Source organism: Haloglomus salinum (assembly GCF_024298825.1).
GTDB lineage: Archaea > Halobacteriota > Halobacteria > Halobacteriales > Haloarculaceae > Haloglomus > Haloglomus salinum.
The window spans coordinates 4,103,753-4,123,654 of record NZ_CP101153.1 but is presented as its reverse complement, the minus strand read 5'-3'; the positions used below and the strand labels follow the sequence as shown (position 1 = coordinate 4,123,654).

The following is a 19,902-nucleotide window of genomic DNA, read 5'->3' as shown; positions in this document are numbered from 1 at the left end:
ACGGCGAAGGCTTGATGCTGACCACCCCGTACGTGATGGTATGTCACGCTACGCGGACAGCGAGCGGACGATGCGACTGGACCCCGACTCCTTCGCGGGTGGGTACTTCAAGAACGCCGTCTACCGGCACTGGGACCCGTACGAGGACATCCCGGGGGAGCTGCTCGAACAGGACCGCGAGCGCATCCTCGACTCGGACTGGACCGACGAGGAGTTCCGTGGCTTCCGTTCCTCCATCGCGAAGTTCGGCGCCGGTGAGGAGGCCGTGACCGAGGACCTCGCGCCGCTGGCCATCGCGCTCGACGACATCAACGACCAGATGTTCGTCTCCAGTCAGATCTACGAGGAGGCAAAGCACGCGGTCTTCTTCGACCGCTACTGGCGCGAGGTCATCGACCCGGTCGCCGAGGCCCGGGGCATCGAGCGGCTCCCGCCGACGGCGGACGAGTTCTTCAACGAGGCCTACGAGCAGCTGTTCGACAGGACCGAGGCCGCGATGCACAAACTGCTCGAGGACGGCGAGAACACGGCCCGGAACCGTGTCATCGCCTACTGTCACTACCACCTCGCGGTCGAGTCGGTGCTCGCACAGACGGCCTACTACGGCTACCAGGCCCAGTACTCCGACACCGGGCCGCAGTTCGAGCAGTTCGAGGAGGAGGGGCGCGAGCAGACGATGCTCGATGGGCTCATCGAGGGAATCACCCGTATCCGCTCCGACGAGGGTCGTCACGTCGGGTTCGGGATGCACAAGGTCCAGCAGCACGTCGAGGCCGGCGATGTCGACGAGGCCATCATCCAGGAGACGCTGCAGGAACTCCTCCCCCACATCGCGGGCGTCGTCGACGACGACCAGTACGACACCGACTTCGATTCGACGCCGCTGGTCGAGTACGCCAGCGAGAAGCTCTCCAAGCGTATCGAGATCATCACCTCCCGGGACGCCGAGCTGCCGCCGGTCGAGGAACTGGTCCACATCGAGGGCGCCGACCGGGTCGGCGCCGACTGAGCCCGGCCTACCCGTCCACCGCCATCCGGTAGCAGGTCACGTTCCCGCCGCAGACGTGGGTTTCGGCCGACGATGGGCCCTGCACCAGTAACGTCGCGCCGCTCCGTCGCTCGACGTTCTCGGACTCCCGGAAGCTGAACGACGAGGTGCCGCGCACCTCACCGTCCACGAGGAGCTGCAGTTCGTACTCCCGGTCGCCGTAGTTCTCGGCGCTCAGGTTGGCGACGTGCCACCGTTCGCCGCCCGCGAGCCGCTTCGAGCGGTTCAACCGCGTCGTCTCGCCGTCGCGGACGCGGACGCCGAACGTCTGCTCGTCGGGGTAGTCGCTCTGGACCGCGATGCCGTACCGGACCGGCTCGTCGGCCCCGTCAGAGGTCGCTGTCGGTGTGCCGCCGATGAATCCACTGCAACCGGCTAGCAGCAGGAGTGCCGCCAGCAGGAGGGCTTCGAATCGCATATCGGAGTCTGTCGACGGCCCGGCATAAGTCTTGGAACCGCTCCACTACCGGCCTGTCGACGGTCCGGCGATGGTCGCCGAATCCGCTCGTAACCACCTCAGCTATCCATCAATGAGATATTCACCCGATATGTCGGGGTGATTGGGCTTTCTGGATATATATCTGATATATGGAAAATAGTGGCGCCCTTCGCCGGTAACTGCGTCATGCGGTCAGCAGGCTCACCAGTAGCCGCTGTTCGCCAGCCACTCGCCGCTGAAGCGCGTGCCGATACCGACCATCGCAACCACGCTGACGACGACGACGGCGACGGTGGCGATGGCGGCGACCGCTCGCGACCCTGCGAGCGGGCCGGTGACGAGCGAGAGCAGTGCGCCGATGACGGTCAGGCCGACTCCGAGGGCACAGAGGAAGCCGAGTGGTTGGGTCCAGTCCATACCCCTGGCTGACGCCGCTGGAGTATAAAACTCAAGACTCGTCGGCGTCACCGGTCGGTATGACCGTCGTCTGCGTACTGGCCGACCCGCCCCGCTCTGGTCTCGTCTTCCCCGACCTCGTCGACACGTCGCCCCTCTCCGAGGTCGACGTGGCCGAACTGTACGCGGCTGCCCTACGGGATGTCTGTACCGCCGTCGAGGGGAGCGGCGGCGACCTGCTGGTCAACTACCGCCCGGACGACGCCATCCCGGACGAGCACGTCCCGGCGGATGCCGACGCCGAGGGGGAGGTCCGGGACGCTCTCGAACCGGCGCTCGACGCACCGGGCGAGGCGCGGTTCGAGGTACAGGTCGGCGAGACGTTCGCCGGGCGCGCCGGGAACACCGTCACGCACCTGCTGGAGCAGGAGGAGGTCGCCTCGGCCGCGGTGACCGAGCCGGCGGCCGCCTTCTGCTCGCGGCAGGAGGTCGACGAGGCCGCGATGAAACTCCGGCGCACCCCCGTCGTCCTCGGCCCCTCGACCGGGGGCCGGGTGTACTTCGCCGGCTTCACCGATACCATCGACTTCGAGGGGGCGTACACGCCGCCCGCGCTCCGCACGCTGACGGACCGCGCGGGGGACGCCGGCCATGAGGTGGACTTCCTGAACTCGCTCCCGGTGCTGGAGACCGGCGCCGACCTCGCCGAGGCCCTGCTGCAGGTCGAGACGCGCCGGGCCGCGGGGCGCCCCGTCCCCACGCACGTCGCCGAGTGGCTCGACGACTCGGGGCTGACGGTGGTCGCGGACGGCGAGGGCGGGCTGGAACTGGCCGGCGAGTAGTCCCACGGGCGGGCGTCACCGACAGGTCTTAGCGACCCCCGGCGCTATATCGGCACGAGGTGGGGTGACCGAGTGGCCCAAGGTGGTTGCCTTGAGAGCAACTGGCGCTTCGCGCCTCATGGGTTCAAATCCCATCCCCACCGCATCCTGCGGACCGGTTCGCCACTGAACTCTCAGTACACTTCTCCGAGGAACTCCCGGATGGCGGCGTTCGCGGCCTCGGGGTTCTCCGTGTTCGAGGAGTGGCCGGCCTCCGGAATCGGTTCCAGTGACGCGTCCGGCAGGTGTTCGACCATGTCCTCGGCTTTTGCCATCTCCAGCGCGGTATCCTCCTCGCCGTGGATGGCCAGCACGGGCACCTCGATGTCGGCGAGTTCGTCGGTGAAATCCGGGCGTTCGAGCCACGAGGAGACCTCCTGGTAGACGGCTTCCCCGGGGTAGGTGAGCCATCGCTGGACCCAGCGGTCGACGAGGTCCGTCCGCTCCTGATTGGAGGTGGCGCCGAACAGGATGTGCCGGACCGTCTCCCCCATCGGTTCGGGCACCTCGCCCATCTCGCGGGCGGTGTCTATCATCTGCCCGTACTGTTCGATGTCGCTCTCCTCGTGGGGCTGTGCGATGGAGTCGACCATGACGATGCCGTCCAGCCGCTCGGGGTAGCGGTCGGCGACCCGGAGCGCGGTGAACCCGCCCATCGACATCCCCGCCAGCGTACACGAGTCGATGCCGCGGGCGTCGAGCAGGGCCTCGCAGTCGTCCGCGAGGTCGTACAGGTCGTACTCGGTGGCGTACTGCTCCGTCCGCGCCCGCAGGTCGTACGCGAGGACGTGGTAGTCGTCCGAGAGCGCATCGAGTTGCGGGTCGAACATCGTCCGGTCCATCAGCGTCCCGTGGGCGCACACAAGCGAGGGGTCCGAGGGGTCGCCGCGCTCGGTGACGAGCGTGTCGTGGCGGTGACGGTACATCCGGGTGGCCGGTGGTTCGTCGGTGGTCATGCCGGATGGCTCGGCCCCCGCTACCAAATATCGTGGTGCAACCGGGACGCCGATCTGTCCGCTGACTGGTACGCGTGAGACGCGCGCCTGACGGCCCATAAACCTCTTACGTGTCGTGCGAGAGGTAGTGAGCGATGAGCGACCTGCCCGACCTGGTCGGCGAGATGACGGACGGCGTGGAAGCCGTGTTGCTGTTCAGCCCGAGCGGGTCCTACTACGAGCGGGTCGTGGAGGCGGACCAGCCTGTCGTGGTGGTCTCCGGCGAGAACACGGTCGACGCGGAACACTACGTCGAGTTGCCGCTGGAGTTCTCGGACGTGGCCCAGCGTATCCGGTTCGGACTGGAGGGCGCCCTCGAGAACGGCGTCATCGAGGAGGGCGACGCCGTGCTGTGCGCGGCCAAAACCTTCGCCGAGGACATCGACAGCCTCGTCCGCGTGCGTGCGGGTGACTTCGTCCGCTCGGGCGTCTACGGGCTGTTCGCCGATTCGCGGGCCGAAGCCTCCGTCATCCGGGACGTGCTGGAGGTGGCCATCGAACTCGGCAAGAAGGGACAGAAAGGGAAGCCCGTCGGCGCGCTGTTCGTCGTCGGCGACGCGGGCAAGGTGATGAACAAGTCCCGGCCCCTCTCGTACAACCCGTTCGAGAAGAGCCACGTCCACGTCGGGGACCCCATCGTGAACGTGATGCTGAAGGAGTTCTCGCGGCTGGACGGGGCCTTCATCATCTCGGACTCGGGGAAGATCGTCTCGGCGTACCGCTACCTCGAACCGTCCGCGGAGGGCGTGGACATCCCCAAGGGGCTCGGGGCCCGCCACATGGCCGGCGGCGCCATCACGCGCGATACGAACGCCGTCGCCATCGTCCTCTCCGAGTCCGACGGGCTGGTGCGAGCGTTCTCGGGCGGGGAACTCGTCCTGGAGATCGACCCGGAGGACTACTGAGCCATGGTCGGACAGATCGCCGCGCTCCGCCGGCTCCTACGGCGCCTGCTCACGAGCGAGCTGGAGCTGTTCGTCGCCAGCCTCATCGTCGTCACCGCGCTCCTGCTCGGGCTGGCCGTCACCCGTCTCCTGAACAGCCTGCTCACGGATGCTGGCGTTCCGGAGGAGGTCGAGGGGACACTGTTCGATCGGACGGCCCGCCGGCTCGGCACCTCGACGGTGAATCTCGTCTCGCGGCTCTCCGGCCTGTTCATCGTCGCCGTCGGCACCGTCTTCGCACTCCGCGTGGCGGGCGTCGTGAACGCCGGGCTGCTCATCGAGCGGCTCGCGGACTTCCTCCCGAGCCTGTTCGTGGCGGCGCTGGTCGTCATCCTCGGGCTCGTTCTGGGTGACAAGGCCGAACTCGTCGTCGGCGAGCGGCTCCGCTCCGTGAAACTCCCCGAGGTGAACGCGCTCCCGCTCGTCGTCAAGTACAGCATCTTCTACGTCGCAGCACTCGTCGCGCTCGGCCAGCTGGGCGTCGCGACCGCCGCGTTGCTGGTGCTGCTCGCCGCCTACGCCTTCGGCGTGTTCTTCATCGGCGGGCTGGCGTTCAAGGATATGCTCTCCTCGGCGGCGGCCGGCTTCTACCTCGTCCTCAACGAGCCGTACACCATCGGCGACGAGGTCGTCATCGACGGGCAGCGCGGCATCGTCCAGGAGGTGGACGTGTTCGTCACGCGCATCGAGAGCGACGGCCGCGAGTTCATCCTGCCCAACCGGCAGGTGTTCAAGAACGGCATCGTCCGCGTCCGGGACTGACCCGGTGACCCCTCACTCCGACGCTGTTCCGTCCGCATCGACCCGCTCGGCGGGCACGCCGGCCCACGTCTCGCCGGCGGGAACGTCCTCGGCGACCAGCGAGTTGGCCGCGACCTGGGCGCCCTCGCCGATTTCGACGCCCGGGAGCACGGTGGCGCCCGCGCCGAGCATCGCGCGTTCGCGGAGCACGACCTCGCCGGTCCGGTACTCGTCCTGCAGGAACTCGTGACAGAGCAGGGTCGCGTCGTAGCCGACGATGACGTGGTCCTCGAGGGTGATGTGCTCCGGCCAGAACACGTCCGGCGTCGCTTCGAGCCCCCACGAGACGCCCGAACCGACGGTGACGCCGAGGCGCCGGAGCGCCCACGCCTTCACCGGGAGCGCGGGCGCCAGCCGCGCCACGAGGACGAGGAGGTAGTTGACGACGATGGTGGGGATGGATTTGGCCTCGCGCCAGTGCTGGAGCGAGTTCTTCGGCCCCGGTGTCGCGTGGCGTTCCAGTCGCTCGTGGCGGTGGCCGCGTCCGGGGTCGCCGTCCCCCGACCGCTCGCCGGCGTCGATGTCGCCGCCGTCCGACTCGGTGTCGTCGCTCACGTCCCGCCGTTGATGGGGTGGTGGCTTGTAGTTTGGCCGCCCCCTCTCACTCCAGGAAGCGACGCCAGTCGTCGCCCTCGGCGACCCGCCGCAGCGCCTCGGCGTGGTAATCCACCAGTTGCCGGAGTCGGTGCTCGGCGACTGGCTCGACGAGCGGTCCCAGCGGGCCGAAGGGTGGCTCGAACCGCACCTCGTCGACCATCACGGTCCCGTCGCCATCCCGCTCGAACGTGTGCTCGTGCGTGAGTGCGCTGAACACGCCCCTCACCTGTTCGTCGCGGAACGAGCGCGGGCGGTCCATCGCGACGACCTCGGCCGTGAGCTCGAAGGGAACGCCGAACTGCCGCTGGCGGAAGGTGACCCGGTCCCCGAGTTCGAGCAGGCCGGTCCCCTCGACGGCTTCCTCCTCGGGCATCGTGGCGACGTGCGCCTCGACGTGTCGCGCGAGGTCGAACACGCGCTCGCGCGGCGCGGCGATTCGGGTCCGGCGGTGGACGTGGCCCATCTCAGTCCTCCGCCGACGCGTCCCGGTCCTCGACCTGTGTCGCTTCGCCGGCCTCGAACGACCACGCGACGCTGTCGCGCTCCCGGACCCGGACGCCCTTCGCGGCGAGGTGGCGGGTTCGCTGGCGGGCGAACTCCTCCTCCTTCGTCCCCCGTGTCGCCAGCACGTACATCCGGGCCTTCCCGACCGGGCGCATCGTCCGCCCGGCGCGCTGGGCGCCCTGCCGTCGCGAGCCACCCAGACCCGAGGCGGCGATGGCCACCTCCGCGCCGGGCAGGTCGATGCCCTCGTCGCCGACGCGGCTCACGATGAGCGCGTCGCGTGGCCCCGTTCGGAACTCCTCGAACAGCTTGCGGCGGCGCGCGTGTGGCGTCTCGCCGCTCACGAACGGGATGTCGAGTTCGTCGGCCAGGCGGTTCCCCTGGTCGATGTACTCGACGAAGATGAGCGTCTTCTCGCCGACGTGGTCGCGGCGGATGGCCGCTATCTCGGCGGCCTTCGCCGGGTTGGTGGCGGCGACCATCCGGCGTTCGTGGCCGTGCTCGGCGGCGTACTCGTCCTCGTGGAGGTCGCTGGCCCACGGGACGAAGCGGATCTCCACCTCGGGCTCGGCGACGTAGCCGGCCTCGAACAGCGCCTCCCAGTTCGTCCCGACGGGCGGCCCGACGAGGGTGAATATCTCGTCCTCCTTCTCGTCCTCCCGGATGGGGCTCGCGCTGAGCCCGAGCCGGTGTTTGGTCTGCAACTGTGCGCTCCGCCGGGCGATGGGCGCCGGGATGTGATGCACCTCGTCGTAGACGATGAGGCCCCACTTGCGGTCGTCGAACAGGTGCCGGTGGCGGTCCATCCCGGCGGTCTGGTAGGTGGCGATGGTCACCGGCCGGACCTCCTTGCGGCCACCGTGGTACTCGCCGACCTGCTCCTCGGTGAGCGAGGTCTGGGTGAGCAACTCGTCGTGCCACTGGCTCGCGAGTTCGCGCGAGGGGACGAGGATGAGCGTCTCGCCCTCGATGGCCGCCATGATGCCCATCGCGGCGACGGTCTTCCCGGAGCCCGGTGGCCCGACGAGGACGCCCGAGCCCTTCGAGATGAACCGCTTGACCCAGTCGTTCTGGTAGTCGCGTAGCTGCAGGTGCAGGTCCATCGGCAACGTATCGCCCTCGTCGAGCGAGCGCTCGTCCAGCACCGGGTAGCCGGCCTCGTACAGCGCCCGCTTGACCTCGGCGGTGCGGTCCTCGGCGACCCACGCCTCCGTGTCGTCGATGCGCGCCCGGAGGACACCCTCTTCGAGGTGCTGTTCGGCGACGTTGCCGAGCAGGTCGGCGCTCGCCGCCGCGAGAACGACGTACCCCTCGTCGTGCGTGTAGAGCCGGAACTTGCGGGCGCGCTCCCACTGCCCCTCGGCCCACTCCTCCAGCGCCTCGTACTGGCCGCCGAGCGCCTGCCGCATCGAGCGCTGGAGCCCCTCGAACGTCTCCTGGGGCGCGCGCCAGATGTCGTCTTCGCGGACGACGTAGCGGTAGCCGCGCTCGCCGTTGACATCCTCCAGCCGCGCGAACGTCGAGAGCTGTGCGCGGGTGAACTGGCTCGGCTGGTCGATGATGACCTCGCGCCGGTTCGGGAAGACGACGGTCCGCTCGCGCCCCTGCGTCTCCTTCCAGTCGGTCGGGTAGAAGACGACCGGGTCGTTCTCGACGGACTGGCGCTCGACGCGGCCCTCCGCGACGAGTTCGGCCAGGGCGTCCTCGGCGGTCGCGTGCGAGCAGTCCAGCGCCGTCGCGACCTCCGTGGCCGTCACGACGGGCCGCTCGCGGTCCTCCAGCAGGTCGTAGAACGCGTCGATGGGGAAGTCGGCGTGGGGTTCCTCGGGGGACTCGTCCCCGTCGGGGTCGGAGTCGGCCTCCTCCTGCGAATCGGTCACTGGAGCATCGTAGGTGGTCGGTGCGCAAAAGCCCGACGTGTCGAGGGCGGCACTGGGAGTGACTGGTTCGGGTGGTCGTGCCGCCGCCGTTCAGGTATCGATGGCAGCAGAGGATTCTCGATATACGGCGAGATTTCGACGAGAATCTGGAAGAAAAATCGAGAAGAGCGTACCCCTCAGACTTACTCGCCGCGCAGCTCGTTCATGTGGTCGATACGCGACTGGACGAGGTCGGCCGTCCCGATGTCGTGGCGCACGCGCAGTCCTTCCTCGCCGGCCTCGGCGAGCGCGGCCTCGGCGAGTTCCTCGGCCGCGGCGATGGTGTCGGCGACGCCGACCACCGCGAACGACCGGGAGGTCGTCGTGAAGATGCCGTCGTCGCGGGCGTCGACGCTCGCGTAGAACAGCTGGGCTCCCACGTCAGCGGCGGACGCCTCGTCGATGCGGACCTCCGCCCCCGCTTCGGGGTCGGTGGGGTAGCCGTCGGGCACCGCGTACTTGCAGACGGTGGCCTGCGCGTCGAACGCGAGTTCCGGGAGCTCCGTCCCGGCGCGGGCGTCACGCAGGAGGTCCACGAAGTCCGTCTCCAGCACGGGCAGCGTGTTCATCGCCTCCGGGTCGCCGAAGCGGGCGTTGAACTCGACCACCTTCGGCCCCTCGGCGGTCAGCATGAACTGACCGTAGAGGATGCCCTTGTAGTCCGGCAGCGCCTCGACGACGGCCTCGATGACCTCGACGGCGGCGTCGTAGTCGGCGCCGGTCATGAATGGCAGTTCGAACGAGGCGTCCGTGTACGAGCCCATCCCGCCGGTGTTGGGCCCCTCGTCGCCCTCGTAGGCGCGCTTGTGGTCCTGCACCGCTGGGGAGGTGCGAACCGAGCCGTTGGCGACGAACGCCTGGACGGTGAACTCCTCGCCGACGAGGCGCTCCTCGACGACCCACTCGTCGTAGTCGCTCTCGCGGACGTAGTCGACGGCCTCGGACTGGGTGAGCTGGTCGCCCGTCACGCGGACGCCCTTGCCGCCCGTGAGTCCGCGGGGCTTGACCGCGACGTCGTGGTCCACCGAGGCAACGTAGTCGGCGGCTTCGTCGGCGTCCTCGAACGCTTCGAACGCCGGGCAGCCCGGGATGTCCTCATCGCGCATGAACTCGCGCTGGAAGCGCTTGTCCGTCTCGATGCGGGCTTCGTCGGCCTTCGGCGCGAACGCGTAGATGCCGGCCTCGTCCAGGGCGTCCGTGACGCCGGCCTGCAGTGGTGCCTCCGGCCCGACGACGGCCAGCGTCGCGCCGACGTCCTGCGCGACACCGACCACCGCGTCGGGGTCGGTCTCTGCCTCGACGAGGTGGTACTCCTCGGCCAGCGCGTCGATGCCCGGATTTCGATTCGACGCGCAGGCGTACAGCGTGGCGTCCTGGGCGCGGTCGACGGCCCGAGCGACGGCGTGCTCGCGCCCGCCGCCGCCGACCAGCAGGACCCGCTCGTGCTTGCTCGTGCTCATAGGCGAGTCGGGGTTCGGGTGCCCCCTAAGGGTTGCTTTCCGACCGTGGCGGCCGCGTCACCTGTCGTCGGACCGCGTCGCCCCGTCGGGGAGGCCGACCTGCAGGGTGAGGTCGTACGGATGCTCGCCGGCGACCCACTCGAAGACCAGTTCCCGGGCGCGCCGGTCGGTCCGGACGCCGTCGTGGTCGGTCTCCAGCGCGACGTTGGTCGCGCCCTCCAGCTCGGGACTCTCCGGACAGCCCCAGAACAGCGGGTCCTCGGTCCCGCGGAGCGTGTAGTAGTCCACGTCGCCCGGCGTCTCGTCGGCGTTCAGCCGCGCGAGCGGGTGGTCCTCGTCACGGTGGTAATCGTCCCGGAGGAACGGGCTCATCTTGTAGGTCCCATCGGACATCCCGGCCCGGTCGGCCCACCGGTTCAGTACGGAGCCATGGTTGGCGCCGGCGAGGCCGACCATGCTGTCGACGTGGTCGTGCTCGTCGTACTCCGAGAGCCACCACCGGACGCCGGTCACCCCGAGGCTGTGGGCTACCACCGACACCTCGTCGGCACCCGTCTCGTTGCGGACCTGGTCGACGAAGTCCGCCAGCGATGCCGCCATCTCGCGGTGGCTGGGGCTCCCGTCGCGGAAGGTCACGGCCCACAACTCGTCGCCGAGATAGCCGCGCTGCAGGAAGAACTCGGCGTGGGCCTCCCAGTCGCAGGCGTCGCGCTGGTTCCCGTGGACGAACACGACGGGCGTCCGTTCCGTCCCCGGTTCGGTGCCGTGGTGGGCGTGCCCACCCCAGCCGCCGTACAGTCCGCCGGTGTTCCAGGGGAGCCGCGTGGCGTTGCCCCGCTCGCGGTCGCACTCGACGTGACAGCCACCGTGCCGCCGTGCTCGCTTCAGTTCCCGCAGGTTCGCCCGCAGGTCGGCAGAGAACGGCCAGGTCTGTGAGCCGTTGGCAAGAGACACGTTCGCACGGCACGCCCGGGCCGTATATGTGTTTCGTTCACTCGGCGGCTGTCGGCCGCTGGCAACTGCTCGGCAGATGCCTTTTGCGCGTCCCCGCCGAACCCCCGTCCATGCCCACCGTCGACCGCAATCGTCTGGACGACGCCGCCTCCCCGTACCTCCAGCAGCACGCCGACAACCCCGTCAACTGGCAGCCCTGGGACGACGAGGCGCTCGCGGCCGCCCGCGAGCAGGACGTCCCCATCTTCCTCTCTATCGGCTACTCGGCCTGCCACTGGTGTCACGTGATGGAAGAGGAGAGCTTCGAGGACGAGGAGGTGGCCGAGGTTCTCAACGAGTCGTTCGTTCCCATCAAGGTCGACCGCGAGGAGCGCCCGGACATCGACTCGCTGTACATCACCGTCTGCCAGCTCGTCCGCGGGCAGGCGGGGTGGCCCCTCTCCGTGTTCCTCACGCCCGAGGGGAAGCCGTTCTACGTGGGAACCTACTTCCCGAAGGAACCGAAACGGGGCCAGCCCGGTTTCCTGCAGCTGCTGCGCGACGTCCGGGAGAACTGGTCGGACCCCGCGGAGCGCGAGGATATCGAGGACCGCGCCGAGCAGTGGGCTGCCGCTGCCCGCGGCGAACTGGAGGCGGTGCCCGACCAGCCCGCCGAGTCGCCGGACGCCGACTTCCTCGACGTGGCCGCGTCCGCGGCGCTCCGGTCGGCCGACCGCGAGCACGGCGGCTTCGGCCGGGGACAGAAGTTCCCCCAGCCCGGCCGCCTCCACGTCCTCCTGCGTGCCCACCAGCGCACGGGACGCGGACCCTACCGCGCGGTCGTCGAGGAGACGCTGGTCGCGATGGCGAACCGTGGCCTGTACGACCACCTCGGCGGCGGCTTCCACCGCTACTGTACGGACCGCTCGTGGACGGTTCCCCACTTCGAGAAGATGCTGTACGACAACGCCGAGATCCCCCGCGCGTTCCTCGCCGGCTACCAGGTCACGGGCGACGAGCGCTACGCCGAGGTCGTCCGGGAGACGTTCGACTTCCTCGACGCCGAGATGCGCCACCCCGAGGGCGGTTTCTACGCCACGCTCGACGCCCGGAGCCCGCCACTCGACCACCGTGAGGGCGGGGCCGGTGAGGTCGAGGAGGGCGCCTTCTACGCCTGGACACCCGACGAGATACGGAACGCCCTCGACGAGTACGGCGACCACGACGACCTCGACGCCGACCTCTGCTGTGACCGCTTCGGCGTGACCGAGCCCGGCAACTTCGAGGCTGGGCTATCGGTGTTGACGCTCGCCACGTCGGTCCCGGCCCTCGCCGACGAGCACGGTCTCGACGAGGCAGCGGCCCGCGAGCGTCTCGATGCGGCCACCGGGACGCTGCAGGCAGCTCGCTCCGACCGACCCCGGCCGCGACGCGACGAGAAGGTCCTCGCGGGCTGGAACGGCCTCGCTGTCGCCGCCCTCGCCGAGGGGGCGCTCGTCCTTGAGGACGACCGCTGGGCCGACCTCGCCACGGACGCGCTCGCGTTCGTGCACGAGCGACTGTGGGACCCCGAGGGCGTGCCGGCCGCCGGCGCCGACGCGGATGCCGACGACACGGTCGGTCGCCTCCAGCGGCGCTGGAAGGACGGCGACGCCGGCATCGACGGCTACCTCGAGGACTACGCCTTCCTCGGCCGCGGCGCGCTGGCGTGCTACGAGGCGACCGGCGATGTCGAGCACCTCGCGTTCGCACTCGACCTGGCACGGTGCATCGAGGACTCCTTCTGGGACGCGGAGCAGGGAACGCTCTACTTCACGCCCGCCGGCGGGGAGTCGCTGGTCGCGCGGCCGCAGGAGCTCGGTGACTCCTCGACACCGTCCAGCGCGGGCGTCGCCACCCGCCTGCTCGCCGCCCTCGACGGCTTCGTCGACCACGACCGATTCGGCGAGGTCGCTGCGAGCGTCGTCGGAACCCACGCCACTACCCTGGAGGAGAACCCGCTCAAGCACCCGACGCTGACGCTGGCGGCCGACGACGTGGCCGTCGGGCCGCTGGAACTCACCGTCGCTGGTGACCTGCCCGAGGCGTGGCGGACCACGCTCGCGACCACCTACCTGCCCGAGCGCCTGCTCGCCCGACGGCCCGCGGCGGACGGCGCGCTCGGCGACTGGCTCGACACCCTCGGCGTCGACGCGGCACCGCCCATCTGGGCCGGCCGCGAGGCCCGCGACGGCGAGCCGACGGTGTACGCCTGCCGGTCGCGGACCTGCTCGCCGCCGACCCACGACCTCGCGGAAGCCCTGGAGTGGGCAGCGGACCTCGGGCCTGGAAGCGAGGACTGAGCCGTCCCGCTGCGTTCTGCTGATGTCTCGATATTCGGACGGGAAAAAGAGAAATAGGCAAGTAATTAAAACTATTATCGGTTTACGAATATGGCTCGGCAGCTGTTGTGTCGTCGTCAGCTATCCCGGGAGCCGAGTTGCTCGGCGAGCGCGACGACGATGGGGACGGGCTCCTCCTCGACGAAGCGCGCGAGCTCCTCGCCGTCGCCGGCTTCGACCACGACGGTCGGGATGAGTTCGATGTCGTACGCCTCGACCTGCGGGCCGACCTTCGAGCCGTCCTCGGCCTTCTCGACGGGGTGGTGTTCGACGCGGTCGCCGGTGATGCCGGCGGCCTCCAGGGCGGCGCCGAAGTCCGGGAGCTGCTTGCGGCAGTCCTTGCACCAGTCGCCGCCCCACACCTTCACGACGGTATCGCCGGGGAGTGCCGCCAGCGTCTCCACGGCGTCGGCGTAGGACTCCTCGTCCCAGGCCGGATTCGGCCGCATCGTCTCCAGTCGGTCACCGGCGGGCTCCGTCGCCTCGTTGCGTTGGTCGACCATACACGGAGTGACGGCGCCGCGCGGGTTAAGCGCCGCGCTCCCGGGAGTCGCCGCCGACCGGCCGGCGTCAGAACTGCTCGCGGAGGTACGCGAGGAGCGTGTGGCGGTGACACCGCTTCCCGTCGCCCTCGAAGCAGACCAGCCAGACGTCCTCGCCGTCGTCGACACGGGCGGCGAGGTTGTCGAGGGCGTCGTGTGCCGTGTCGTCGGCGTCGAGGAACTCGCGGTAGCGCCGAGCGAAGTCGGTCTCCTCCCACGCAGCGTTGTGCGCCCCCTCGTCGCACATCCCCCGGCGCTTCAGCTCCTCGGTCCGGTCCTTGGCTTCCTCGAGGAGTGCCTCCGGGGGGCCGAGTGCCGGCCGGTTCTCGTCGGTCGCGGCCCGGAACCAGCCCGTCGGGCGACGGACGACCCCGACGAGCGTCGCATCCCCGGGCTCGACCAGGTCGTGCTGGAGCGCCGCGACGTATGTCTCGTCCAGGGTCCCGGTCATCGGTCGAGGGTCGACGCGCGCCGATGGTGAATCTGGCGACGGTTCAACCGCCCGAGGGGACGGGCCCACCCGAGTGTCTGGGGTTCCTACGCGATGTCCCGGGAGGTGTCGATGGCGACCTCCTCGGACAGCTCCAGCTTGATGATGTCGTTGAGCGCCCGCCCGCCGCGGAACTTGGGGACGGCGAGGCGGTTCTCGATGTTGTCGCCGCTCTCGATGGTCTTCAGGTCGAAGACGATATCCGACATGTGGAGTGTCGTATCGCGCAGGTCCGGGATGTAGTGGCCATCGAGACAGTGCAGGAGCGCCAGCGAGCCCGTGTTGTAGATGTGGTTCTGGAGCTCGTTCATGAAGTTCCGGAAGCGGGCGGGCTCCTGGCTCTCGAGGATGTTCAGCGGGTCGACGATGAGGTTCGACGATTCGGGGAGCGCCGAGACCAGTTTGGCCGCGTTGTCCAGCGGTGCCTCGCCGGCCACGTCGCGGACCGTCGGGCTCCCGGTCGCGGTGGGGGAGTTGGCGATGGAGTCCGTGACGGCGTCGCCGGTCCGGTCGAGGGAGATGTAGAGCGTCCCGCGTGTGGCCGTGAGTTCGTAGAGGAACAGTTCGGCCTGACTTGCGGGGTCGGCGGTGAGGGCGACGATGCTACCGGCAGGGATTCCTCCATCGAGCTTGCGGTCGAGCACCTCGATTCCTGTCCGTAGCCGGTCCGCCATTGAGGAGTGGTTACTATCTACTTCGGTTTAACAGTTCTGGCCTTTTCGGGGCGATATCTCGAACCGGGGACTGTCGAATTGTGGCGTCTGTGGGCGTCTATGGCCGATATCTGGTGGGCGCCCAGGACGGCGAACGGCGGAGCTACGCCCGGACATCAACGCGGCTTCAAATACGGTCCGTGGGGTCGGGAGATTCAAGGCGGCGGGGGGCGGCGGTTCCGGTAATGCGGCACGATCACCTCATCAGCGCCAGACAGCTGTCGCGGGGCGACGTGGAGGCGGTGCTGGACCGCGCCGCCGAGTTCGATGCCGGCGAGCGCGTCGCCCGGGACGACGACCTGCTCGGGCTGCTGTTCTTCGAGCCGTCCACGCGGACGAAGATGAGCTTCGACACCGCGATGAAACGCCTCGGCGGCGACACCGTCGACATGGGGACCGTCGAGTCCTCGTCGGTCAAGAAGGGCGAGTCGCTCGCCGACACCGTCCGCGTTGTGGCGGGCTACGCCGACGCGCTCGTCCTCCGGCATCCCAGCGAAGGTGCCGCCAAACTGGCCAGCGAGTTCGTCGACGTGCCGGTCATCAACGCGGGCGACGGTGCCGGCCAGCACCCGACCCAGACGCTGCTCGACCTGTACACCATCCGGGAGAACGCCGGCCTCGACGATATCACGGTCGGCATCATGGGCGACCTGAAGTACGGCCGGACGGTCCACTCGCTCGCGGGCGCGCTCACCGAGTTCGACGTCCGCCAGCACTTCATCAGCCCCGAGTCGCTCCGCCTCCCGAAGAACGTCCGCTACGACCTCCACGAGGCAGGCGCCGACGTGCGCGAGCACACGGAGCTGGGGGGAGTCCTCCCCGAACTCGACGTGCTGTACGTCACGCGCATCCAGCGCGAGCGCTTCCCCGACGAGAACGAGTACCGCCAGGTCGCCGGCGAGTACCGTATCGACGCCGAGACGCTCGACGCCGCCAGGGACGACCTGACCGTGATGCATCCGCTCCCCCGCGTCGACGAGATCGCCCCGGATGTCGACGAGACGGAGTACGCCACCTACTTCGACCAGGCACACAACGGCGTCCCCGTGCGGATGGCGCTACTGGACATGATGCTCCCCGGTGATGGGGGTGATGGGCGATGAGCGACTCGAACCAGGAGCTCCGCGTCTCGAAGATCAAGAACGGCACCGTCATCGACCACATCGCGGCCGGGCAGGCGCTCAACGTGCTGGCCATCCTCGGCATCGACGGCTCCGGCGGCGAGGAGATTTCGGTCGGGATGAACGTCCCCTCCGACCGTCTCGGGCGCAAGGACATCGTGAAGGTGGAGGGACGCGAGTTGAGCCCCGCGGAGGTCGACGTGCTCTCGCTCATCGCTCCGGCCGCGAGCATCAATATCGTCCGCGAGTACGACGTGGTCGAGAAGTCCCGTGTCACCCGGCCGGAGGTCGTGACGGGCATCCTCTCCTGTCCGAACGCGAACTGTATCAGCACGGAGGGCGAACCGGTCGAGTCCCGCTTCGACGTGCTCGACGACGCCGTCCGCTGTGGGTACTGTGACACCATCCTCCGCGAGGACCTCGCGGAACACATCGCGACCGACTGACTCCGCCTGCCCTCAGCCGTCGTCCTCGATGAGGTTCCGGCAGGCCTCCATGAACGCCAGCAGGTCCTGGCCGACCTCCGGCGTGAGACTGATCAGGATGCTCTCCGTATCCGATACCGGAAACTGGACGACGAACGCCGTCTCGTGGTAGTGGACGACCCCGCGACGCCCCCCGACGGGCCACTCCGCCACGTCGGGGGGCTGTTTCGGAGCGTCGAGCTGGAAGTGGTCGACGACCTCGCCGAAGGACTCACGTGTGTACTCGCGCTGGAGGTCGTCCCGGAGGTAGTAGATCTCCCAGTCCGCCTCCCGGACGATGACGACCGTCCGGAGCTCTCGTCCGATACGGTCCCGGAGGTACTCCACGATACGTCGTGCAGCGGCCTCGGTCATGACCCCGGCTCCACCTCGGTGCCTCCCTTCCGAGCCATATTTCCAATCTCTTGTGTGCGTATATAAATGTGGGGTCGTGGTCACGGCGTCACGGCCGCAAGCAGGCGTGTACCATCGGGTGTCGGCGGGGGCGGGGGCAGGGGAGCGGGGGCGGGGGCAGGGGAGCGGGGGCGGGGGCAGGGGAGCGGGGGCGGGGGCAGGGGAGCGGGGGCGGGGGCAGGGGAGCGGGGGCGGGGGCAGGGGAGCGGGGGCGGGGGCAGGGGAGCGGGGGCGGGGGCAGGGGAGCGGGGGCGGGGGCAGGGGAGCGGGGGCGGGGGCAGGGGAGCGGGGGCGTCCTCCGCGAGTCGGCGACCGTATGCTACTCGCCGGGGCCGTCGCCGTCGGCGGGTCCGATGGCGCGCCCGACCAGTTCGCCCAGTCGGGCGACCGCGTCGACGGCCGACGGTCCGAACACGTAGGTGATGGGCTCGACGCCGTACGCGCCGCGGTGGTAGACCACAGGCGGCACGTCCCCGTGCTCGGCGAACGGGGTCGTGAACCGGTCGCGAGCGTCCGCCTCCGCGTCCACCAGCAGCGGGTCGTACCCCGCCTCGCGTGCGGCCGCCAGCAGCCGGTCGTCGGTCGCCACGTTGAGCGCTCCCCGGACCGTCGGGTCGGCGGCCGTGGCGGCGAGCACCGCGTTCGCGACGTGTTCGCTCGCGCCGAACTCCGGGTTCGCAGGGACCGTCACGCGCCCTCGGACGGCGATGACCCGCCCCGGGACCGCCGCCACGTCCGTCGGGTCCGCGGGGGCGGGAAGTCCCATCCCGACGTTGGTCCCGACGCTCGGGATGAACCTCGCCGCGCCCTCGATGTCCTGCAACCGGCGGGTCGCCTTCCGGACGTTCGCCAGGACGCGACGCTCCTCGGAGAGGGCCTCGTCGGCGCCGCGGACGCAGAGGTCACAGCCCAGTCCCTCCAGCGCCGGCATCTCCGCCTCGTGAACGGCACAGATCGGTCCTCGGTCCTCGAACGCGCGCACCAGTTCCATCGTCTCCGCGAGCGCCTCGTACCCGTCCATCGAGCCGTCAGCGAAGCCGGCGCCGATGTGCTCGACGGTCCGCTGGAACCGCTCGTTCTCGACGAAGCGTTCCTCCACGGCCGGGTCGCCCGAGAGGTAGTTGCTGACGGCGGCCTGGGTCACGCCGAGCCGGTCGGCGATGTCGGCCTGCGTGAGGCCGCGGTCCGAGAGGTCACGGGCGAGTTCCACCCGTAGCGTCGGGAGGAGGCGCTCGACGACTATCTCCTCGGGCAGCACCAGCGACATGGCCGACACGTCGACCCCACCCCGCTTCAACGCACGGGTCGACGCCGGGGCCCCCGACGACGGCGGGTACCGCGCCCACCGCCGGCTTTACAATAACTCGATAATACAAGCTAGTTGTACCATGTCGAACCGCACCCAGCTCCAGCGGGCTCGTGCCGGGGAGGTCACGCCGGCGATGGAGCGCGTTGCAGCGCGCGAGAATCGAGACGCCGAGTTCGTCCGCGAGCAGGTCGCCGAGGGGCAGGCCGTCGTCCCCAGCAACCACGCCCACGAGTCTCTGGACCCGATGGGCATCGGCCGCGAGTTCGCGACGAAGGTCAACGCCAACATCGGGAACAGCGAGACGACCAGCGACCCCGAGACGGAGCTGGAGAAGCTTCACACCGCGGTCCATTACGGTGCGGACACGGTGATGGACCTCTCGACCGGCGAGAACCTCGACGCCATCCGGGCGGCCAACGTCGAGCACTCGCCCGTCCCGGTGGGGACGGTGCCCATCTACGAGGCGCTCAAGCGGGCCGGCAGCCCCGAGGACATCACGCCCGACCTGCTCCTCGAGGTCATCGAGAAGCAGGCCCGCCAGGGTGTCGACTACATGACCATCCACGCCGGCGTGCTGCTGGAGCATCTCCCTCTGACCGACGGCCGGACGACGGGTATCGTCTCCCGTGGCGGGTCCATCCTCGCGAAGTGGATGGAGGCCCACGGCGAGCAGAACCCGCTGTTCACGGCGTTCGAGGATATCTGCGAGGTGTTCGTCGAGCACGACGTGACGGTCTCGCTGGGCGACGGACTCCGCCCGGGGAGCCTGGCGGACGCCTCCGACGCCGCCCAGTTCGCCGAACTCGAGACTCTCGGCGAGCTGACCCGGACCGCGTGGAGCCACGGGGTGCAGGTGATGGTCGAGGGGCCGGGCCACGTCCCGCTCGACGAGGTGGCCGACAACGTCGAACGCCAGCAGGAGGTCTGTGACGGGGCGCCGTTCTACGTGCTCGGGCCGCTGGTGACCGACGTGGCGCCGGGCTACGACCACATCACCAGTGCCATCGGTGCGACGGAGGCCGCTCGTGCAGGCGCCGCGATGCTCTGCTACGTCACGCCCAAAGAGCATCTCGGGCTGCCCGAGCGCGAGGATGTCCGTGACGGGCTGGCGGCCTACCGTATCGCCGCCCACGCAGCCGACGTTGCGAACGGCCGGCCCGGTGCCCGCGACTGGGACGACGCCCTCTCCGAGGCCCGGTACGCGTTCGACTGGCGCCGGCAGTTCGAGCTGGCACTGGACCCCGAGCGTGCCCGGGCGTTCCACGACCAGTCGCTCCCGGGTGACAACTACAAGGAGGCGCGCTTCTGCTCGATGTGCGGTGCGGAGTTCTGTTCGATGCGCATCGACCAGGACGCCCGTGACACCGACGGCGCCGACGAACTGGACGCCATCGGTCAGGAGACCGACCTCGAGACGTCGGCGGCGGCCGCCGTGAACCTGCCCCCGACCGGGAGCCACGACACCAGCCAGGTTCCGGAGTGGCCACGGGGCGACGAGCGCGAGGGCACAGCCGACGATTGAGGCGTCCTGCTCACGGAAATCACCGGGGT

Annotated in this window: 21 protein-coding genes and 1 tRNA gene; 9 read left to right on the top strand and 13 right to left on the bottom strand. The window is 69.5% G+C overall.

Going from position 1 to position 19,902, the window contains the following annotated elements; translation table 11 throughout:
* The first annotated feature begins 40 nt into the window (after positions 1 to 40).
* The gene (locus NL115_RS20185; RefSeq protein WP_254831113.1) at positions 41 to 1,009 is read left to right on the top strand and encodes a ferritin family protein; all 969 of its coding nucleotides are present in this window, start codon (positions 41 to 43) and stop codon (positions 1,007 to 1,009) included.
* Between the two features lie 7 nt (positions 1,010 to 1,016).
* On the opposite strand, the gene NL115_RS20180 is transcribed toward NL115_RS20185, so the two are convergent.
* Together NL115_RS20180 and NL115_RS20175 are read right to left on the bottom strand one after the other, a co-directional pair.
* A complete protein-coding gene (locus NL115_RS20180) occupies positions 1,017 to 1,466 on the bottom strand; it encodes a hypothetical protein (RefSeq protein WP_254831112.1) in 450 nt (149 codons plus the stop codon).
* Between the two features lie 222 nt (positions 1,467 to 1,688).
* Entirely contained in the window at positions 1,689 to 1,904 is a 216-nt protein-coding gene (locus NL115_RS20175; protein WP_254831111.1) for a hypothetical protein, read from the bottom strand.
* A gap of 59 nt (positions 1,905 to 1,963) precedes the next feature.
* Between NL115_RS20175 and NL115_RS20170 the strand changes: the two genes are divergently transcribed.
* Both NL115_RS20170 and NL115_RS20165 read left to right on the top strand, forming a co-directional pair.
* Positions 1,964 to 2,725: a hypothetical protein gene (locus NL115_RS20170; protein WP_254831110.1), complete on the top strand. Its 762-nt coding sequence runs from the start codon at positions 1,964 to 1,966 to the stop codon at positions 2,723 to 2,725.
* 58 nt (positions 2,726 to 2,783) lie between these two features.
* A tRNA-Ser gene (locus tag NL115_RS20165) sits at positions 2,784 to 2,868 on the top strand.
* Between the two features lie 30 nt (positions 2,869 to 2,898).
* Here the strand turns inward: NL115_RS20165 and NL115_RS20160 are convergent.
* Entirely contained in the window at positions 2,899 to 3,720 is an 822-nt protein-coding gene (locus NL115_RS20160) for an alpha/beta fold hydrolase (RefSeq protein ID WP_254831109.1), read from the bottom strand.
* A 134-nt stretch (positions 3,721 to 3,854) separates the two neighbouring features.
* Here NL115_RS20160 and dacZ point away from each other — a divergent pair, with 134 nt between their 5' ends.
* Both dacZ and NL115_RS20150 read left to right on the top strand, forming a co-directional pair.
* Complete coding sequence (gene dacZ / locus NL115_RS20155) at positions 3,855 to 4,664, top strand: diadenylate cyclase DacZ (protein ID WP_254831108.1); 810 nt, start codon at positions 3,855 to 3,857, stop codon at positions 4,662 to 4,664.
* 3 nt (positions 4,665 to 4,667) lie between these two features.
* Positions 4,668 to 5,465 (top strand): mechanosensitive ion channel domain-containing protein, encoded by a 798-nt coding sequence (locus NL115_RS20150; protein WP_254831107.1) that lies wholly within the window; start codon positions 4,668 to 4,670, stop codon positions 5,463 to 5,465.
* A gap of 12 nt (positions 5,466 to 5,477) precedes the next feature.
* On the opposite strand, the gene NL115_RS20145 is transcribed toward NL115_RS20150, so the two are convergent.
* The 5 genes from NL115_RS20145 to NL115_RS20125 form a co-directional block, all read right to left on the bottom strand.
* Positions 5,478 to 6,026: an acyltransferase gene (locus NL115_RS20145; RefSeq protein WP_350355330.1), complete on the bottom strand. Its 549-nt coding sequence runs from the start codon at positions 6,024 to 6,026 to the stop codon at positions 5,478 to 5,480.
* 79 nt (positions 6,027 to 6,105) lie between these two features.
* The gene (locus NL115_RS20140) at positions 6,106 to 6,564 is read right to left on the bottom strand and encodes an SRPBCC family protein (RefSeq protein ID WP_254831106.1); all 459 of its coding nucleotides are present in this window, start codon (positions 6,562 to 6,564) and stop codon (positions 6,106 to 6,108) included.
* A 1-nt stretch (position 6,565) separates the two neighbouring features.
* Positions 6,566 to 8,485 (bottom strand): DEAD/DEAH box helicase family protein, encoded by a 1,920-nt coding sequence (locus NL115_RS20135; RefSeq protein WP_254831105.1) that lies wholly within the window; start codon positions 8,483 to 8,485, stop codon positions 6,566 to 6,568.
* 182 nt (positions 8,486 to 8,667) lie between these two features.
* On the bottom strand, positions 8,668 to 9,984 hold the full coding sequence (gene purD, locus NL115_RS20130) for a phosphoribosylamine--glycine ligase (RefSeq protein WP_254831104.1): 1,317 nt from the start codon (positions 9,982 to 9,984) through the stop codon (positions 8,668 to 8,670).
* A 57-nt stretch (positions 9,985 to 10,041) separates the two neighbouring features.
* Positions 10,042 to 10,938: an esterase/lipase family protein gene (locus NL115_RS20125; RefSeq protein WP_254831103.1), complete on the bottom strand. Its 897-nt coding sequence runs from the start codon at positions 10,936 to 10,938 to the stop codon at positions 10,042 to 10,044.
* Between the two features lie 110 nt (positions 10,939 to 11,048).
* Here NL115_RS20125 and NL115_RS20120 point away from each other — a divergent pair, with 110 nt between their 5' ends.
* Positions 11,049 to 13,259: a thioredoxin domain-containing protein gene (locus NL115_RS20120; RefSeq protein ID WP_254831102.1), complete on the top strand. Its 2,211-nt coding sequence runs from the start codon at positions 11,049 to 11,051 to the stop codon at positions 13,257 to 13,259.
* Between the two features lie 116 nt (positions 13,260 to 13,375).
* Here NL115_RS20120 and NL115_RS20115 read toward each other — a convergent pair whose 3' ends face one another.
* The 3 genes from NL115_RS20115 to NL115_RS20105 all read right to left on the bottom strand — a co-directional run bounded on the left by NL115_RS20115 (position 13,376) and on the right by NL115_RS20105 (position 15,004).
* Positions 13,376 to 13,801: a TlpA family protein disulfide reductase gene (locus NL115_RS20115; RefSeq protein WP_254831101.1), complete on the bottom strand. Its 426-nt coding sequence runs from the start codon at positions 13,799 to 13,801 to the stop codon at positions 13,376 to 13,378.
* Between the two features lie 67 nt (positions 13,802 to 13,868).
* Positions 13,869 to 14,291 (bottom strand): DUF488 family protein, N3 subclade, encoded by a 423-nt coding sequence (locus NL115_RS20110; RefSeq protein WP_254831100.1) that lies wholly within the window; start codon positions 14,289 to 14,291, stop codon positions 13,869 to 13,871.
* Between the two features lie 86 nt (positions 14,292 to 14,377).
* Entirely contained in the window at positions 14,378 to 15,004 is a 627-nt protein-coding gene (locus tag NL115_RS20105; RefSeq protein WP_254831099.1) for an RAD55 family ATPase, read from the bottom strand.
* Between the two features lie 224 nt (positions 15,005 to 15,228).
* On the opposite strand from NL115_RS20105, the gene pyrB reads away from it, so the two are divergent.
* Together pyrB and pyrI are read left to right on the top strand one after the other, a co-directional pair.
* Complete coding sequence (gene pyrB, locus NL115_RS20100) at positions 15,229 to 16,146, top strand: aspartate carbamoyltransferase (RefSeq protein WP_254831098.1); 918 nt, start codon at positions 15,229 to 15,231, stop codon at positions 16,144 to 16,146.
* Positions 16,143 to 16,610 carry an aspartate carbamoyltransferase regulatory subunit gene (gene pyrI, locus NL115_RS20095; protein WP_254831097.1) on the top strand — a complete coding sequence of 156 codons (468 nt, stop codon included), beginning with the start codon at positions 16,143 to 16,145 and terminating at the stop codon, positions 16,608 to 16,610. Before pyrB ends, pyrI begins: the two co-directional genes overlap by 4 nt.
* Before the next feature lie 12 nt (positions 16,611 to 16,622).
* Here the strand turns inward: pyrI and NL115_RS20090 are convergent, their stop codons facing one another.
* Both NL115_RS20090 and NL115_RS20085 read right to left on the bottom strand, forming a co-directional pair.
* Positions 16,623 to 17,003 carry a DUF7522 family protein gene (locus tag NL115_RS20090; RefSeq protein WP_254831096.1) on the bottom strand — a complete coding sequence of 127 codons (381 nt, stop codon included), beginning with the start codon at positions 17,001 to 17,003 and terminating at the stop codon, positions 16,623 to 16,625.
* Between the two features lie 358 nt (positions 17,004 to 17,361).
* On the bottom strand, positions 17,362 to 18,309 hold the full coding sequence (locus tag NL115_RS20085; protein ID WP_254831095.1) for a thiamine-phosphate synthase family protein: 948 nt from the start codon (positions 18,307 to 18,309) through the stop codon (positions 17,362 to 17,364).
* Between NL115_RS20085 and thiC the strand changes: the two genes are divergently transcribed.
* Positions 18,203 to 19,873, top strand: coding sequence for a phosphomethylpyrimidine synthase ThiC (thiC, locus tag NL115_RS20080; RefSeq protein WP_350355263.1), 1,671 nt, complete (start codon positions 18,203 to 18,205; stop codon positions 19,871 to 19,873). The two genes, NL115_RS20085 and thiC, sit on opposite strands and share 107 nt — an antisense overlap.
* Positions 19,874 to 19,902: the final 29 nt, after the last annotated feature.